The sequence below is a fragment of the Metabacillus rhizosphaerae genome (genome assembly GCF_037201795.1).
GTDB classification, from domain to species: domain Bacteria; phylum Bacillota; class Bacilli; order Bacillales; family Bacillaceae; genus Metabacillus; species Metabacillus rhizosphaerae.
Window position 1 is genome coordinate 4,636,352 of record NZ_CP147403.1, and the last position, 17,100, is coordinate 4,653,451.

Here is a 17,100-nt window from a genome sequence, read left to right on the forward strand (position 1 = left end):
AATGTAATAGAGGATTTCTCAGTACTTTCTATTGTCCTACATTAACTTCATTTACATCACTTTCATATACAAGCCAATCAACCCCGTTTATTTGATTGGAAACATCAATGATTTTCTGTAATACACGATCAGATTCAGATCCACTTAAAACGGTTGGTTGATAATCATTCCGATTGGAAACTGATGAAATTGAGAAAGGTATGATGTTGATTTCTTTTTTGTTTGTGAGATCCCCGTTTTTTAAATGAAAGATTTGTTGAAATACAAAGGTATCCTTATCACTTGGATTTCGATTTCCGCCAAACATAAAGTTGCCGAGACTATAGACGATAAATTTCCCTTTATATTCTTCGATTCCTTGTACAACGTGTGGATGATGTCCAAGGATAAGATCTGCCCCACTGTCTATCGTATACCTAGCCAATGATTTTTGTTCTTCATTTGGGACGTACTGTTTTTCATCTCCCCAGTGATAATGAACCAAAATAATCTCTACATCATTTTCGCGTAATGCCTTAATATCCTGCTCAACAGTATTGCGTATTTCAGGGTTATCCCCCCATCCCTCATATCCTAACGCACCTATTTTCACCCCTTTAATCATTTTTATATAATGATGGTCATATCCAAAATATCCGATTTCATGCAACTTTAGTGCTGATATCGTATCATCAAAACCTTTATCTAAGTAATCAAAGATATGATTGTTTGCTAGATTTACAGCCTCTATGCCACCAAGTTCTAAAATTTGTGTATAAGAAGGATCTCCTTTAAAAGTGAATGTCTTATCTGCCTTCTCCGTAGCAGTTGTTAAAGTCGTTTCTAAATTTACAGTTGTTAGATCATCTTCTAAGAAGGTCGTCCCCAACCCCTCAACAAAGTAGGGAAGTCCATTTGTTTTAGCTTCATCGACAAATGAATCTGTATACTCAAAACGTTCATCGGTTCCTAGTGTAAAATCCCCAGCAGCACTTATTTTAATCGTGGTTTCTGTTACGGGTTCCAGCTTTTTATTCTCATTTGTGCTTTGTTCCTGCTTTTGCTTTTCACTATCTTTTAAGCTCTGTTCCTGCTTCGTTTTAGTCTGATCAGTAGAAACTTCTTCAACCTTAAATAGGTTAAAAATGAAAACTCCAATGATGATCAAAAAACTAAAAAGGATAAAGTGCCTAACAGACTTTTTCAATCTCCTGTGTTTTCTTTTAACTCTAGTTCTATTCAAGTTGTTTTCATTATGCATTTTTCCAATCCCCTTATTTATAGATCATAAATAGTTTAATACTTTTATAACGAAAAAAGTACTGTGTTTGTTACATTATTTGTGAAAATTATGATACAAAAGTTGTGTATCATAGATTAAATTGTACAGAGACTAGTGAAAATTTTCAGCTGATACTTATTTTTTTAGATTCGACATGAAAGCGCTTGTTTTTATATGCCATAAAACGTAATATATAAAATTGTATAACTAGTATGGGAGGGAAAAACATGCAAGATTTTGTTTTTCATAATAGTACGAAACTTATTTTTGGTAAAGATAAAGAACAATTAGTTGGACAAGAGTCGGTTTCTTATAGTAAAAAGCTACTTTTGCATTATGGCGGAGGCAGTATTAAAAATAGTGGACTCTATGACAAAGTTGTTTCCTCTTTACGAGAACAAAATATTGAGATTTTTGAATTAGGTGGCGTTAAACCAAATCCTAGAGTTAGTCTGGTACGAGAAGGTGTCGCAATTTGTAAGGAAAATGACATCGACTTTATCCTTGCTGTTGGAGGAGGAAGTGTAATTGATTCTGCAAAAGCGATTGCTGCTGGTGCTCACTATGATGGCGATGTATGGGATTTCTTTGAAGGAAAAAGCACGATAGAAGCTTGTTTGCCGATTGGAGTTGTCTTAACAATTCCTGCAGCAGGAAGTGAATCAAGTTCTGGAACAGTGATAACAAATGAAGATGGCTGGTATAAACGATCAACAGGACATATTACGATGAGACCACAGTTTGCGATCTTGAATCCAGAGCTTACATATACATTACCTTCCTATCAAACAGCATGTGGGATTACAGATATGATGGCCCATATTTTAGAAAGATATTTTACAAATGAAAAGAATGTTGAAGTAACTGACCGTTTATGTGAGGCGACACTAAAAACAATCATAAATAATGCACATATTGTTATTGAAGAACCAACGAATTATGCTGCAAGAGCTGAAATTATGTGGTCGGGAACAATCGCTCATAATGATTCATTAGGAGTAGGGAGAATCGGTGATTGGGCTAGTCATGATATTGAACACGAGCTAAGCGGTATTTATGACATTGCACACGGAGCCGGATTAGCCATTATCTTCCCAGCATGGATGAAATACGTTTATAAACATGACATCAATCGCTTTGTCCAATTCGCTAACCGAGTATGGGATATTGAAATTGATTTAAATAACCTTGAAAAAACTGCCCTAGCAGGAATCAAGAAAACAGAACAATTTTTCAGCTCAATCGGTATGCCGATCACATTGAAGGAAGTTAATATTGACTCAGATCACTTTGAAGAAATGGCAAAGAAGGGAACTGAGAATAGACCTTTAGGGAACTTTGTTAAGTTAAATGAAGAAGATGTATTAAACATTTATCATTTAGCAAAGTAACGGAAAAAACCTCGTTTACATTAGTATCGAGGTTTTTTCATTGATTTCAAAGGGCTCATTATTTAATGTATTTATTTAGGAACGAAGTTTATTAATCTGATAACTTATAATACATTCTCACTTTTTAGCTATTATGAGAAACCTTTTAGAATTTGTTCGAATCCCTTTTTCAGTTTGATTGTTTTTAATAAAATCATTTAATATTTCAAAATCCTTCTTTTCCTGTCCAAAATTAGGAATAATCGGCGTATGTTTAAGTAAAAAGATAAGGTCTTCAGGTCTTTGATAATAGTCCATAGCATCATAATCAAAGGATTTAACGTCTGAAAAACCAACTTCTATTAATTCTCGAATATATTTCTCTTTTAATGCCCCATCAATTTCTCCAAAAGATTGACCTCGACCAAAAGCTTCTTTTACATTTAATTTATCGGCTTCACTTACTTGCTGAGTAAGAAAAAGCCCACCACTTCTTAAAACCTTGGCAACTTCAATTGAATAAAATGGGGCGTGACAACATGAGATTACATCAAAAAAACCAGTAGGAAATTGTAAATCATCAGAAGACATTTGGCAAAATCGTACGTTTAACAAATTGGATTTTCTAAGATTAGAAAGAGCAGTTTCCATCATTCCGTTGGATAAATCAATTCCAACCAAGAATAGTAATGAACCTGCAATTTTCAATATATTTTCTCCTCCACCAGTGCCAATATCTAAAAGGACATCTGTGTTTTTACATCTTTTAGTTACTTCTGTGTAAAAATCCCATTTAACACCTTCTGAAATAGACTTCACTTTACTAAAATCCCAACCGTTTAATCTTCCAACTTTATCATAAAAACGTTCATATTCTAATAGATTCACTTTTTTCCACCTTCTATGTAAAAAATCAAACACCTTTAAATTTTATTTCCCTCTCTTTCACCATGTCTTACAAAATAAATAATAGAATTTAATATAATGACTCCTTTTGTGTTCATCTTTTAACAACAGTAATTTCAATATTTATTCATATTTTTCAATAATGACTTGATTCAGTCTTGGTAAAGAATAGATGCATTACTAAATAGCAAGATAAGGTTAACAGGATTCAATATTAAGATTGCCTAATTTTGCAATAATCGAAGGTAATTCCGCCAGATCATTAATTATAAAGTCTGCCTCAACATGATTCCATTGGGAGTCTTGCTTCCAAATCCCTTTCATTCCTACATTTTGAGCACCTTTTACATCATTTACTGGATGGTCTCCCACAAAGATACCTTCAAAAGGTTGAATTTTAAGTTGCTCCATTGCTCTATTAAAAATTTTGGGCTCCGGTTTTTTAATTCCTTCCCATTCAGATATTAAAATGACCTCAAAGTACTTCTCTATACCCAACGCTTTTATGTTATTCATCTGAAATTTCCCTATTCCATTTGTAATTATCCCCAAAATTAGATTATTATTTTTCAATTTTTCTAACATATTAATGAGGTTAGAAAAAGGAACACAATTATGCTTAAATTCATTCATATAATCTTGAAGGAGTTCTTGCCAAGTAATTTTAGTAATATCAAATTCTTTGACTATTCGTTGATAAACTATATCCTTCCAAACATATCCACGGTTATCCAATTCTATAAATCTAGAAACATACTTCTCTCTTGAAATATTGCCTAGCAAGTTGTTCAATCTACGATATTGCCCCTCTATAAATAGCCTTACTGACTCGTCTCGATTTAATAAAGTTCCATCAAAATCAAAGATAGCAGCTTTAATCATTTTTCCACCTACTCTCTTTAATCAAGTTAAATTTAGAGCCTATTTGCTCCTTTTCCTTTTTTAGAATGCTTAATTTAATCTTTTACCTTTTAATAGCCTTCGTCAAGAATTATTTATAAAAATTTACATTTTTTCAATAAATACACATTTTTCTGAAGTTGGGTTCCTTTTTTTTATGATATTATAAATATGTTCTTATCTATTAACTTCTTTTCAATGCTAGTTATAGTAAACCCTACATAAGCCTAAAGAAAGGTCTTGTGATTGATAAAGGTCAAGAAGATCAAATAATAGAGAATATGCTTGTTTTCAAAGAAAGCTATACTTCTTCATGAAGTATAGCTTTCAGTTTGTTTAAGGCAGAAAGAGGTCAATATTACCTGAATTAAAAACGTTCAATAATTAAATAAATAAATAGATGGAACAACAAATAAAGGCTCCTTAACTTTCTTTCTTAATTGCAACAATTCTAATACGCTTATAATCAGCTTCCCATATACCATCTTTATATAAATCTAATTGTATTTTATTTTTTATTTTTTTATAAATAACCATTTTTTCTTCTTTAGAAAACTCAGGGAAAAAGTCATCCGCAAAACTATCTAACCAATGATACAACCCCTTTTCTCCATCTGTTAATGGGGTAGGCCTATCAAAATGATGAGCATAAAATACTGTAAATCCGTATTGTTCAAGTAAAGTGCTATATTCGCCTATGCTTGGAAAATACCATGGGTTTCTTTCTGCAACATTTATTCCATACTCCCCTGAGAGTACCTCTGTGATTCCTCGAATAACAGTTTGAACATTGCCTTGTCCACCAAATTCAGCTACAAAGCGTCCTCCTGGTTGTAATGCTAGCCCAACCGATTCGACCACTTCGTCAGCTTGTTTCATCCAATGAAGGGCTGCATTTGAAAATACTGCATCATACTTTTCAGTTGTTCTAAATGTTTCTCCATTTTCAACAATGAATGGGATTTGAGGATACTTTTTACGTGCTTGCTCAATCATTTCTCCTGTGAAATCAATCCCTGTCACAATCGCACCTGACTTAAAAATTTCGTATGAAAGATCTCCAGTTCCACAACCCAAATCAAGTATTTTTTCTCCTCTTTGTGGTTGAAGTAGCTCAACTACCCCCTTGCCAAAACTGGATACAAAGCTTAATTTATTATCGTACAATTCTGCATTCCAAACATTCGAGGAACTCATGTCATAACACTCCTTTTTTGAAATTTTGTTATTTTCATAATAATCTATAAACATCTATTCGACTAAGATATATAATCTATTATAATGATAGCCACAGGCTATGGAGGGATATTATGGACATGAGACTATTTGAATATGCATTGGAAATATATAAAACAAAGAGTTTTACAAAAGCTGCTTCCAATCTTCATATTGCACAGCCATCTTTAAGTAAACAAATTGCCAAACTGGAACAAGAACTTGGTGTATACTTGTTTGATCGAAAGCCTGGTTCAGTAGAAGCAACTCCTGATGGCTTATGTTTTGTTAAACAAGCAGAGAAAATCTTACAAATGCGTGATGATCTAAGACGTGAGATCCTTGAACGAAGAGAAGGAATCAGAGGGGAATTAAAGATTGGCTCAACAGCTATTACAGGTGGACATATTTTACCACCACTTCTGCAAATCTATCAAGAACAGTATCAAAATGTCTGTATTAAACTAGTTGAAGAATCAACAGAACGGCTAATAGACTTAACCGCGAGAGGATTAGTTGATATTTCTTTATTGTCACTCCCGATAGAAGATTCTCGTTTAGCGACGAAAATAATGCTTACAGAGCCACTTTATCTTGTATTACCAAAGAAAACAAAACAATGGATGCCAGAAAAATTAAAACAAATTCTAGCTTCTACTAATTTGTTGGAACAATACGCCTTACCTATTGAGGATTTTGCCAATTGTCCATTTATTTTATTGAAACAAGGCTATGGCTTTCGTCGGACAGTATTAGAATTATGTGCAAGAGGTAAATTTGAACCACAGATTGCCTATGAAACAAGTAGCATTGAAACCGCTCAATCTCTTGTGATTTATGGGCTTGGTCTAACAATAGTTCCTGAAATGATCGTTCACCGAAGTGCTCAGCAAGCCTCCCTTGCCTATATTAAATTAGATACAAATCCTACCCGCACATTAGTTTTTACATATAACAAAGAACGATATTTAAGTATGAATGCAAAAGCTTTGATTGAAATTTATGAAAAACAAAGCTAAAGCTACTTTTGTGGAAAGAATTGCTTGAAAAAAGTTCACAAAAATGTCACTTATGAAAAAAAATCTATGCATATATAATAAAATTCATGCTCTATAAGAAAGGATGCTGTTAATTGCCTAGTAATCAAAAAGAAGGAATTATTTTCGGTATTTTTATGTGTTTTGGAATGGTTCTTATTATGACCGTTTACAACACAGCTTTACATGGATTTTCATCGTTTACAGTAAAGAGTGCTTTCATTCAATTTGTTGTAACATTTATCGTCGCTTTTATCGTAGAGTCATTCGTTGAACCGAAAGCGCGTAAATTAGCTTTATCACTACCTTATGATAAATCAAAAGAAATCAACTTTATTATTGCAATATCTTTTTGTATGGTTCCTATGATGGTTCTTATTATGTCAGTATACGGAATTATTTTAACGGAGTTAATGATCGGAATTGAAGGTTCCATTTTCACAGCTTACCTTAAAACAGTTGGTCTAAACTTCATCGTGGCACTTCCATCTCAGTTGTTAATTGTTGGACCAATCTCACGTAAATTATTAGCTAAATTCATTAAACCATTGACACAAAAGCCAGAATTAACCATGTAAAAACAAGCAAGCTATTTTTGATGGCTTGCTTGTTGTTTATTACACATTTGGAGAGAATTTTTATAAATTCTTCTCTATCGTGAGGAGAAATGAGTACAGTATATCTTTACTCTGATTTTTGTACAATAAAAGCACTTTGAACTTGACTAACTGCTGTTTGAGCTTGTGCAATCTCATTTGCAGCTTGTTTAATTGCTTCTTGAGCTAGAGTTGGATCTGATGCGGACTTTTCGATCGCTTGATTTAATAAATTTTGTGTAAGAGTTACATTTGCTTTAGCTTGATTTAATTGGTCTACATTAATTTGTTGAGTCATTAGTATCGCTCCTTTTTATCTTTGAAATTAGTTACCTCTATATAGTAACCAAACTCGTTTTGTTTATTATTAATATAATCTTCCTGTTATAACAATTTGCATCTTGTATTTATTATGGTAATGCTTCCTATTTTCACTTATGAAAAAACAAAAAATATGTAAACCTTATAAAAAAAATTTTTTTCATATTAGTAGAAACTAAAATAAGATACCTCCTAATTCGAATAAAAAGGTACCTCTAAAAAAGATAACAGTACTATTTTTGTCGCTTAAGCAATGTGTTCTCATTTTATTAATATTAGAATTACATCTCATAAATCTATAGAGAATGGGCTGTACAGTTGTTTGTGTCTTCTATTAGCTCTATCCCTAGTCATATCCACTTTAAAAGAGTAGTTACTGCCCTCATATAAATAGTTTACCTTCTATTATTATGTCTATTTCCGAACACCCATCTACCCTTTTAAAATAGGAGTTACTTTATCAATCGCCTCTTGGAGTTTTTTACTATTGTTACTATACATTTGCTTAGCTTCCTGTGCTTCCGTTCCAAGAGCAAACAGCTCTAAGTTCGCTTGGCATTTTTTCATCGTAGAAAGGATTAAAGGCTTTTCTTGTGGGGACGGGACTTGAAGTTTATCATCAAAAAGGTCAATTGTTAATTGCCCGTATGAATCTACCTGTCCAAGAAAAACATTTTCAATTGTTGCACCTTGTTTTTCTAGTTCTGTTTTTAACCAACTTCGGCTTCGTCCAATCGTGGACAGAGGCTCATCTAAGATTTCTCCATCCATAATAACTGTTTGCGGTTCCTTAACAGAAGCAACAGTTAAGTTTACATCTTTTGGGGTCAATGGTTGGTTTTCTTTTTTCAGCATTACACTTAAGTCTCCTGTTGGTTCTAATAACGCAAATTCAACATCAGCTACCTTAAAGACATCCCTTTTTCGAAGTAATTCTAGCAATTCATCAGTAGTGTATTTTTCCTTTTTTAAATTATCCTCCAAGATTTTCCCATCTTTAATAAAAACAGTTGCTCTCCCTTCGATAAAATCACGAAAGGTTTTGCTTTTCAAGGAAAGCAAACCGGCTAAAAAGGGAATTGCTGCAAAGATTATTATTCCAATTATTCCGTTCATAATGTTCCGTTCAAGTCCCATAGCAACTTCTGCACCAATACTTCCAATAGAAATTCCGGTGACATATTCAAAGAATGAAAGTTCAGAAAGCTGTTTTTTACCTAACCATTTTGTGATTAAAAATAAGACCACAACAAATATTAAAGACCGTACGACGATATCTAACCAATCAGGCACTGCTTTACACCTCCTGTAAAAGAAAATATGAACTTAAAAGCCTTTGTATTGAAACTCTTCCCTCTCCAATTCCCCAATTCGCTTTTTTAAATCTGTCACTACTTCATGGACGACCATCATGGTTTCATGTAAGATACGCTTTGATTGATGGTCCTGAGTTCGTAGGGCTAAACTGGATAAATCAGCTTCTATACCTTTTAGACTTGCAAGAGATTGCTTTACTTCTGATGCAATTGTCATCCAATATCCTCCTATCCTTTTGGTTTAAAAAGTAAGGCCCCAATCATTCCGAAAATGATGGCAGCTGAAATTCCGGCACTTGTCACTTCAAACATTCCCGAGATCACACCAACTAACCCATGTTTTTCTGCTTCTGCCATTGCCCCATGTACAAGGGAATTTCCGAAACTTGTTATTGGGACTGTTGCTCCTGCCCCTGCAAAATCGATAAACGGTTCATATAAACCAAATCCATCAAGAAGGGCACCAATAACAACGAATGTACTTAATGTATGGGCTGGTGTAAGTTTAAACACATCAAACATAATTTGACCAACAACACAAATCAATCCACCAACGACAAAAGCCCAAAAGAAAATCATGATCGTTGTTCACCTCCGTATTCAATCGACACTGCATGAGCGATACATGGAATGGTTTCTTTTTGCTGAAAGGTTAATGGCGACAATAAAGCCCCTGTCGCTACAACTAACATTCGTTTAAATTCACCCTTTTTCATACGGTTTAACAAATGACCATATACAACAGTTGCTGAACAGCCAGCGCCACTAGCTCCTGCTAGGACCGGCTGTCCTTCCCGGTAAATCATCATTCCGCAGTCTTGATAATTTTCTTCATGTATTGGGATTCCATGTTTTTTAAATAATTCTAGTGAAACTTCGTGTCCAATTTGACCGAGATCCCCAGTTACAATTAAATCGTAGTAAGAAGGATCAAGATTTCGTTCGGTTAAATGGGCCTCAATCGTATCAACTGCTGCTGGTGCCATCGCACCTCCCATGTTAAAGGGATCAGACAATCCCATATCAATAACACGACCAATTGTAGCAGACGTAACACATGGTCCCTCACCAGAATCACTTAACAATGCGACTCCAGCACCAGTCACCGTCCATTGTGCAGTAGGTGGTTTTTGCCCCCCGTATTCAGTCGGATAACGGAACTGTTTTTCAACCGAAGTGTTATGACTTGAAGCACCTGTTAACAAATAATTGGCTCCTTTTGTGTTTACAAGATAGGCACCAAGCGCCAATCCCTCCATTGAGGTCGAACAGGCACCAAACAATCCTAGATAAGGTGTTCCTAATGATCGACAAGCAAAGCTTGTAGGAGTAATCTGATTAATAAGATCTCCGCCAAGGAAAAATTGAATTTGTTCCTTTTGAAGCTTGGCTTTTTCGATGGCTCTTTGACAGGCTTCTTCGATAAGAACCTTATGTGCTTTTTCATAGGAATCTTGTGCAAGCCATAAGTCTGAATGGAGGATATCAAAATCTTCAGCAAGTAATCCGTCGGCTTCAAATGGTCCACCAACAGTACCAGTAGAGATAATAACTGGCTTTTGCTCAAAGACCCATGTACGATGCCCCATTAACATTAGAGACCACCCCACATTATAAGTATCGTTTTAATCGTAGCAATCACAAATGCGGAAAATACACCAAATAAAATCACGGAACCAGCTAATTTAAACATATTACCGCCTACACCTAACACAAACCCTTCTGTTCGATGCTCAATGGCAGCTGATATGACGGCATTTCCAAATCCGGTAACTGGAACAGCTGAACCTGCCCCTCCAAATTGTGCAATTCGATCATAAACTCCAAAACCTGTAAGAAGCATGGAGATAAAAATTAAGGTACCAACCGTTGGATTCCCAGCTGTTTGGTCTGTGAAATCAAAATAATAAATATAAAACATTTGAATCGCCTGTCCGATGATGCAAATGATTCCGCCTGTTATAAAAGCCTTTATACAATTCTTAAATACGGGTCTTTTTGTTTCAAGTTGATTTTCAAGGGTTTGATACTCCTGTTGTACAGGTGTTAATTGTTTCTTTTGCTTATTTGACATATCTGCCCTTCTTTCATCATGCTTTTTCATTCATTAGGCTTTTGATTTTGTTGAATTCTTTTTTTAATGTTTTCTTCTCTGTTTTATTTTTTTGTAACTTTTGTTCCAATTGTTCCAGTTCCAAATACATTTTTGAATCGGTCGAGATAATAATTTTATGATCGGGATATGCTTTCTCTAAGTCTAATTTCACTTTCTTTTCAATGCTCTTTAATCGAAATCGGTCAAAGTGATCGACTTTTACTGCCAATAAAAGTTCCTGATCTGTATTCACAGCCTTAACACCTGAAATCTCTTTTTCTTTGATAACAATTTCTTTAGCATGATTAGCAACTGATTGATCGATCTGCTTGCTTGTACTCACTTTTACGATTTTTGCATCATCATTGTTGTTGGTAAACTGATTCTGATTTACGGCACATCCAGAGCTTAGTCCGATAATCACCACTATAAAAAGTCCAATGTTTCCTAGTTTCATCTTATTTTTCATGGAATCACCTATCCGTTTCTATCCATAAATCGAAGTTATAAAAAAGGTTGATTGAATCAACCAACCTTCTTGATGTAAATCTTTCTAATCTTTGTATTGTGGTTCTTCTTGTTCAATTTCTTGAACACGTTGAGAAATACTGTCAACAATCGTTTGTGTTTGTTGGGCAGCTTGTTGGTAAAGCTGTTTCGCTTGTTGATTATCCGTACCTAGTGCAAAAGTTTCTAAGCTTGCTTGCGCACTTTTTAATCCTGCTAGAGTCGTCTTAACGTCATTTATTACTGTCACTTTAAGTTCCTTCTTTCATTTATTGAATACTTACTAATTTATTATTTCTGTTTTGAAGGTGATTATGTGGATTTTGAATATAGTAATTTATTGGAAAATGGAAAATGAGTTGTATAGTACCGAGGTTTTCAAAGATTATAAAAAGATAAATACCTACCCTATATTAAAATTAGGGTAGGTTACCTCTTCATGTTTGAACTTATCGTTGGCTTTTTCTTATTGTTTATTCTAGTAAAGTTTGTTGGTAGAAAAATCATCACCCAAATAACACCGTTTACTTTTGTTGCTGCCATTGTATTAGGGGAACTACTTGGAAATGCTTTATATGATCAAAAGGTTGGAGTAGCTTACTTTATTTATTCTATGTCCTTATGGAGAATTTTACTTTTTATGTAGAGAATCTTGGTCTAAAGTCTTTATTTTCTCGGGGTATTTTTGAAGGGAAACATGCTGCTCTCATTAAAAACGGGGTTGTTGACCGGGAGGAGATGAAGAAAAAAGCATAATTCTTTCTGTCAATTTAGAAATTTTTTATATAAAAATAGGATCATTCCGCAAATCATAGCTACACCTACAAACGTTACTAATATAAATTTGGAGAAGTACTCTTACCAAAAGCTCCTTCGTTTTGAAGTGTTTCTACTTTATTCCATGTACCTTCAGGTGTAGAAATAACAAAGCACCACATTTATCTTCTACATAATGGAAAGTAATCAGAACCAAAATAATTTTCTTTTATTATATTGCAATGGTGAAGTTCATGACCAGCAAGAATACTAGCAAGTGCTCGGACAGTAACTTCTGATCCATTAGCAATACCTTGTCTCAACCAATCTTCTGGATTCAGACTCTTTAACAATTGCAATGTAGCGTTTCTAACAATGGTTAAATTTAATAAAAGCTCATTTATCGTTTGTTTATCAAACGCGGCATTTTGTACATAAACATCCTTATCATAACGGGGAAGCTCCTTGTTTTCTCCTCTCGCTATACAAAGAAGTGTATAACTTAAAATCCGCTCAGTATCTGTAAGATGGCCAATTATTTCTTTTACACTCCATTTATTAGGAGAGTATCTAAACAGCCCCTGTGTTTCTGTTAAATTCTGAAGTGAAATGTTCGTCTCCTTAATTTGCTGCTCCAATATTGATACTATATCTCCATCAGGTAATAAGTTCACATATCTTGAAAAATAGGCGTCATATTCTTTGAATCCTGGTCTTTTCTCCATGTTTTTCATTCCTTTCACTTTTATCAGTAGGCAACTTTACTTGTTTTATTCGTCATTCTTTCTACTAATCCCTTCTATTTGTTATAAAATTCCAATTACACTCAAAAAAAAATAGGTGAATGAACAAAGGAAAGGAACAAGTTTCCTACTTGCATCATATAAACCAATCACCTTTAACGAGCTGTCCCTTAGAAGATGTACAGAATTTGGGCTGGTACATGATATGTAATAATTCATAGCTTCTTCAGCATTGCCCTGGAACATTAAGAATGGCGTGACTTTTGACATCCTAATTAGCTCCTTATTTTAAAAAAGTTCTCGTCTGCTACTATTTAGCTTCAATATATCACTTCAATCTTTTTCTGAAAGTAAAAAAGAGACAGGGGTGTTTTTCCCTGTCTCAAATATCTTAATCAATCATGAAAATTCGTACCATCAGTCGTTGCTTTAATTACTTCTGCGCGGATGACAAAGTCACCAAAGTGCTCGCCTTCTTCGCGTTCTTTTGCGTAGCGAGAAAGAAGTACACGAAGTTCACTTAAGATTTCTTCTTCACCAATGTTTTCACGGTACATTTTACTAAGACGGCTACCATCAAAGGCTGCTCCTAGATACATGTTGTATTTTCCAGGGGCTTTACCGATAAAGCCAATTTCACCGAGTGCATGGCGAGCACAGCCATTAGGACAGCCCGTCATACGAATCGTAATTTCTTTATCCCTTAAGCCATTTTCATCAACAATCGCATCAATCTTATCAATTAGACCTGGCAAGTAGCGTTCTGCTTCTGCCATTGCCAATCCACACGTTGGAAGAGCAACACACGCCATTGAGCTGCGGCGAAGCGCTGAAAAATGCTTACCATCTGTCAAACCATATTGCTCAATTAGTTCGTTGATCTTTTTCTTTTTTTGACTAGTCACATTTGCAATAATAAGGTTTTGGTTAGGTGTTAGACGGAAATCACCAGTATGAATTTTTGCGATTTCTCGTATACCTGTCATCAATTTATAATCATCAAGATCTGTAACGCGTCCACCTTCGATAAATAACGTAAAATGCCATTTACCTTGAACACCTTTCACCCAACCATAGCTATCTCCGTTATGGTCAAAATGATATGGCTTAGCTTCTCCTAACCTCCAGCCAAGGCGGGTTTCAAGCTCTTCCTTGACAGTTTCCAGTCCAAGACGGTCAACTGTATACTTGAATCGAGCATTTTTACGTACAGAACGGTTTCCGTAATCACGCTGGATCGTAATTATTTTTTCCGCAACATCGTAAACTTGATCCGGTGTACAATAGCCAATTACTTTTGCAAGCTGTGGATATGTTGCTTTATCACCGTGTGACATTCCCATTCCGCCGCCAATCGCAACGTTAAAGCCAACAAGCTTGCTATCTTCAACGACTGCAATTAATCCTAAGTCCTGAGAAAAGACATCAATATCATTTGATGGCGGAACAGCAATGCCGATTTTGAATTTACGCGGTAAATAAAGTGGTCCGTACATTGGCTCGACTTCTTCTATTTCCGGTGTAGAGGCCACTTTTTCTTCATCCAACCATATTTCATGATAGGCTCTGGTGCGTGGCAATAAATCATTACTTAATTTTTTTGCCCATTCATATACTTCTAAATGAACGTCAGATTGATATGGATTTGAGTTGCACATTACGTTACGGTTTACATCACCACATGCCGCAATCGTATCCATTAAGGAAGCATGAATTCCCTGGATCGTTTTTTTCATATTCCATTTTAAAATACCGTGCATTTGGAACGTCATACGTGTCGTTAGTTTTAAGGTGCCGTTACCATATTTTTGAGAAAGATCATCCATAGTAAGCCATTGATCAGGTGTTGCTACACCACCTGGCAATCGAACACGTAGCATGAACTGATACGCAGGCTCAAGTTTTTGCTTTTGGCGCTCATTACGAAGATCACGGTCATCCTGCAAATAGCTTCCATGATGCTTCATTAAGCGATTATCATCATCAGAAATTCCAGCGCTGAGCGAATCTAGCATTGATTCTGCCAGTGTGCCTCGCAAATAGTCACTTTCTTCTTTAATGCGCTCAACATCACTTGGCTTTCCTTCAGGTGCTTTTAAAATTTTGTTCACCATGTTGAAAAAACTCCTTTCACTTCAAAATCAATATACATCACGCTGATAGCGTTTTTGTTGTTGCATGTCGGCAAGATACTGTTCCGCTTTTTCACGGCTCATACCGCCTTCTTTTTCGATTATATCAATAAGTGTTTGATGGACATCATGTGCCATGTTTTTCTCATCTCCGCAAATATAAACAGCTGCTCCTTCTTGTAGCCAAGCGAACAATTCTTTGCTTTGCTCAAGCATACGGTGCTGTACATATACTTTTTCTTCCGTATCACGAGAAAAAGCAACATCCATTTTCGTTAGAACACCGTCATTTACCCACTTTTGCCATTCTGTTTGGTATAGGAAGTCTGTGACGAAATGCTGATCACCGAAGAATAACCATGATTTCCCTTCAGCACCAATTTCCTCACGCTCTTGCATAAACGAACGGAATGGCGCAATACCTGTCCCTGGACCAACCATGATAATTGGTGTATCTGAGTTTGTTGGCAACTTAAAGTTTTGGTTATTTTGAATGTAAATCGGCAGTGTATCCCCTGGTTGTAGACGTTCCGCACATAAAATTGAGCAGACGCCTTTTCGTTCACGTCCATTTGCATTGTATCGGACAGCGCCAATTGTCAAATGCACTTCATCTGGATTCGCCGAAATGCTGCTAGCGATTGAATAAAGTCGTGCCGGCATTTTGCGAAGAATAGAGATAAACTCTTGTGCTGAAGCATTCCAAGGACCAAATTCGCGGACCAAATCAAGCAAATCGTGACCTTTCAAGAATGCTTTTACTTGTTCTTCATTGCCTGGAGATACTAGTTCCTGTAATGCTTCATTTCCTGAAAGCTTTGCAGCTTGCTCAAGAAGTGGTTTTGTTAAAACCGTAATCTCAAAGTAAGAGATGAGTGCTTCTTTAAGCGGGCGAACTTCACCCTGTTTATTAACTGTCACACTTTCTTCCGGATTCCATTTCATTTCCTCAAGAAGTAATTGTACTAGTTCAGGATCGTTTTCAGGGTAAACACCAAGACTGTCACCTGGTTCAAATGTAAGACCAGAGCCTTCAAGCGATAACTCAAGATGACGTGTTTCTTTATTTGATCCGCGACCATTTAAATTTAAATTTTCAAGCACTTCTGCTCTAAATGGGTTTGTTCTAGAATATGCTGATTGACCTGTCTGAGCTGTTGTAACTTGAGCAGGTGAAGCACTTCCACCCTGTGCTTCACTTAAGCCGCCAAGCACGCTTTCAAGCCATTCTGCTGCAGGCTCATCATAATCTAGATCACAATCAACACGTTGAGATAGCCTTGTGCCACCTAGTTCTTCTAAGCGCTGATCAAATTCTTTTCCAGTATGACAGAAAAATTCATATGAGCTGTCTCCAAGCGCCAATACTGAAAAGCGGAGATCGTCAAGCTTTGGAGCACGTCTGCCATGAAGAAACTCATGGAAAGTTAGCGCATTATCCGGCGGATCGCCTTCTCCGTGTGTGCTGACAACAATAAGAAGATTTTGAACTTTCTTCAAATTATTTGGTTTAAAATCGTTCATAGACGAGACTGTTACTTTAAAGCCTTGCCCTTCGAGTGTCTTGCCTGCATTTTCTGCAAGTCCTTGTGCATTACCTGTCTGTGAACCATAAAGAATGGTCACATCTTTTGAAATTGTCTGCCCTGTGCTCGCGACTGGAACTTCTGTCACTTGAGCTTCTGTTGTTACCTGAACGGATGTGGTCTGGCTCGCAGCAAGATACCCACTAAGCCAAACCTTTTGCGATTCTGTTAAGCTTGGCAGAAGGCGATTAAGGAGCTCTGCCTGCTCCTGATTAAACGGACTGTTCAATACCTGAAGTTGCAACAATATCCACCTCACAAAAGAATATAAACTTATTCAGTCATTATTCTATTAATAATGACTGATTTCTACAATTCTTGCAATTCACTTTTCACAGAAAATATGATTAATTTCATCA

19 protein-coding genes and 1 pseudogene are annotated in these 17,100 nt (G+C 35.7%); 4 read left to right on the forward strand and 16 right to left on the reverse strand.

The window, feature by feature from the left end; all coding sequences use genetic code 11:
* Positions 1-28 precede the first annotated feature (28 nt).
* Positions 29-1,240: a CapA family protein gene (locus WCV66_RS22415; protein WP_338786908.1), complete on the reverse strand. Its 1,212-nt coding sequence runs from the start codon at positions 1,238-1,240 to the stop codon at positions 29-31.
* Positions 1,241-1,488: 248 nt separating this feature from the next.
* Here WCV66_RS22415 and WCV66_RS22420 point away from each other — a divergent pair, with 248 nt between their 5' ends.
* Positions 1,489-2,652 carry an iron-containing alcohol dehydrogenase gene (locus WCV66_RS22420; protein WP_066325633.1) on the forward strand — a complete coding sequence of 388 codons (1,164 nt, stop codon included), beginning with the start codon at positions 1,489-1,491 and terminating at the stop codon, positions 2,650-2,652.
* A gap of 117 nt (positions 2,653-2,769) precedes the next feature.
* On the opposite strand, the gene WCV66_RS22425 is transcribed toward WCV66_RS22420, so the two are convergent.
* The 3 genes from WCV66_RS22425 to WCV66_RS22435 all read right to left on the reverse strand — a co-directional run bounded on the left by WCV66_RS22425 (position 2,770) and on the right by WCV66_RS22435 (position 5,634).
* The gene (locus tag WCV66_RS22425; RefSeq protein WP_338786909.1) at positions 2,770-3,519 is read right to left on the reverse strand and encodes a class I SAM-dependent methyltransferase; all 750 of its coding nucleotides are present in this window, start codon (positions 3,517-3,519) and stop codon (positions 2,770-2,772) included.
* A 216-nt stretch (positions 3,520-3,735) separates the two neighbouring features.
* Positions 3,736-4,419, reverse strand: coding sequence for an HAD family hydrolase (locus WCV66_RS22430; protein WP_338786910.1), 684 nt, complete (start codon positions 4,417-4,419; stop codon positions 3,736-3,738).
* A gap of 441 nt (positions 4,420-4,860) precedes the next feature.
* Positions 4,861-5,634 (reverse strand): class I SAM-dependent methyltransferase, encoded by a 774-nt coding sequence (locus WCV66_RS22435; RefSeq protein ID WP_338786911.1) that lies wholly within the window; start codon positions 5,632-5,634, stop codon positions 4,861-4,863.
* A 113-nt stretch (positions 5,635-5,747) separates the two neighbouring features.
* Here WCV66_RS22435 and WCV66_RS22440 point away from each other — a divergent pair, with 113 nt between their 5' ends.
* Both WCV66_RS22440 and WCV66_RS22445 read left to right on the forward strand, forming a co-directional pair.
* Positions 5,748-6,671, forward strand: coding sequence for a LysR family transcriptional regulator (locus tag WCV66_RS22440; protein WP_338786912.1), 924 nt, complete (start codon positions 5,748-5,750; stop codon positions 6,669-6,671).
* 113 nt (positions 6,672-6,784) lie between these two features.
* Complete coding sequence (locus tag WCV66_RS22445) at positions 6,785-7,267, forward strand: DUF2798 domain-containing protein (protein WP_338786913.1); 483 nt, start codon at positions 6,785-6,787, stop codon at positions 7,265-7,267.
* A gap of 106 nt (positions 7,268-7,373) precedes the next feature.
* Here the strand turns inward: WCV66_RS22445 and WCV66_RS22450 are convergent, their stop codons facing one another.
* The 8 genes from WCV66_RS22450 to WCV66_RS22485 form a co-directional block, all read right to left on the reverse strand.
* On the reverse strand, positions 7,374-7,583 hold the full coding sequence (locus tag WCV66_RS22450) for a hypothetical protein (RefSeq protein ID WP_066325613.1): 210 nt from the start codon (positions 7,581-7,583) through the stop codon (positions 7,374-7,376).
* Positions 7,584-8,038: 455 nt separating this feature from the next.
* Positions 8,039-8,899, reverse strand: a complete 861-nt coding sequence (locus WCV66_RS22455) for a DUF421 domain-containing protein (RefSeq protein WP_066325611.1) — start codon at positions 8,897-8,899, stop codon at positions 8,039-8,041.
* A 33-nt stretch (positions 8,900-8,932) separates the two neighbouring features.
* Complete coding sequence (locus tag WCV66_RS22460; RefSeq protein WP_066325606.1) at positions 8,933-9,139, reverse strand: DUF1657 domain-containing protein; 207 nt, start codon at positions 9,137-9,139, stop codon at positions 8,933-8,935.
* Positions 9,140-9,150: 11 nt separating this feature from the next.
* Entirely contained in the window at positions 9,151-9,501 is a 351-nt protein-coding gene (gene spoVAE / locus WCV66_RS22465) for a stage V sporulation protein AE (RefSeq protein WP_066325603.1), read from the reverse strand.
* Positions 9,498-10,517, reverse strand: coding sequence for a stage V sporulation protein AD (gene spoVAD / locus WCV66_RS22470; protein ID WP_066325600.1), 1,020 nt, complete (start codon positions 10,515-10,517; stop codon positions 9,498-9,500). The genes spoVAE and spoVAD overlap by 4 nt, the downstream gene beginning before the upstream one ends.
* Positions 10,517-10,996, reverse strand: a complete 480-nt coding sequence (gene spoVAC, locus WCV66_RS22475) for a stage V sporulation protein AC (RefSeq protein ID WP_066325597.1) — start codon at positions 10,994-10,996, stop codon at positions 10,517-10,519. Before spoVAC ends, spoVAD begins: the two co-directional genes overlap by 1 nt.
* A gap of 16 nt (positions 10,997-11,012) precedes the next feature.
* Positions 11,013-11,486, reverse strand: a complete 474-nt coding sequence (locus WCV66_RS22480) for a YhcN/YlaJ family sporulation lipoprotein (protein WP_066325595.1) — start codon at positions 11,484-11,486, stop codon at positions 11,013-11,015.
* Positions 11,487-11,570: 84 nt separating this feature from the next.
* Complete coding sequence (locus tag WCV66_RS22485) at positions 11,571-11,774, reverse strand: DUF1657 domain-containing protein (RefSeq protein ID WP_066325593.1); 204 nt, start codon at positions 11,772-11,774, stop codon at positions 11,571-11,573.
* Between the two features lie 189 nt (positions 11,775-11,963).
* On the opposite strand from WCV66_RS22485, the gene WCV66_RS22490 reads away from it, so the two are divergent.
* The gene (locus WCV66_RS22490) at positions 11,964-12,170 is read left to right on the forward strand and encodes a hypothetical protein (protein WP_185653067.1); all 207 of its coding nucleotides are present in this window, start codon (positions 11,964-11,966) and stop codon (positions 12,168-12,170) included.
* Between the two features lie 292 nt (positions 12,171-12,462).
* Here the strand turns inward: WCV66_RS22490 and WCV66_RS22495 are convergent, their stop codons facing one another.
* The 4 genes and pseudogenes from WCV66_RS22495 to WCV66_RS22510 form a co-directional block, all read right to left on the reverse strand.
* Positions 12,463-13,005, reverse strand: coding sequence for a DinB family protein (locus tag WCV66_RS22495; protein WP_338786914.1), 543 nt, complete (start codon positions 13,003-13,005; stop codon positions 12,463-12,465).
* Between the two features lie 147 nt (positions 13,006-13,152).
* A pseudogene (locus WCV66_RS22500) lies at positions 13,153-13,293 on the reverse strand (VOC family protein); the annotation flags it as partial.
* A 125-nt stretch (positions 13,294-13,418) separates the two neighbouring features.
* Positions 13,419-15,137: an assimilatory sulfite reductase (NADPH) hemoprotein subunit gene (gene cysI, locus WCV66_RS22505; RefSeq protein WP_338786915.1), complete on the reverse strand. Its 1,719-nt coding sequence runs from the start codon at positions 15,135-15,137 to the stop codon at positions 13,419-13,421.
* Between the two features lie 27 nt (positions 15,138-15,164).
* Positions 15,165-16,985 (reverse strand): assimilatory sulfite reductase (NADPH) flavoprotein subunit, encoded by a 1,821-nt coding sequence (locus tag WCV66_RS22510; protein ID WP_338786916.1) that lies wholly within the window; start codon positions 16,983-16,985, stop codon positions 15,165-15,167.
* Positions 16,986-17,100 lie beyond the last annotated feature (115 nt).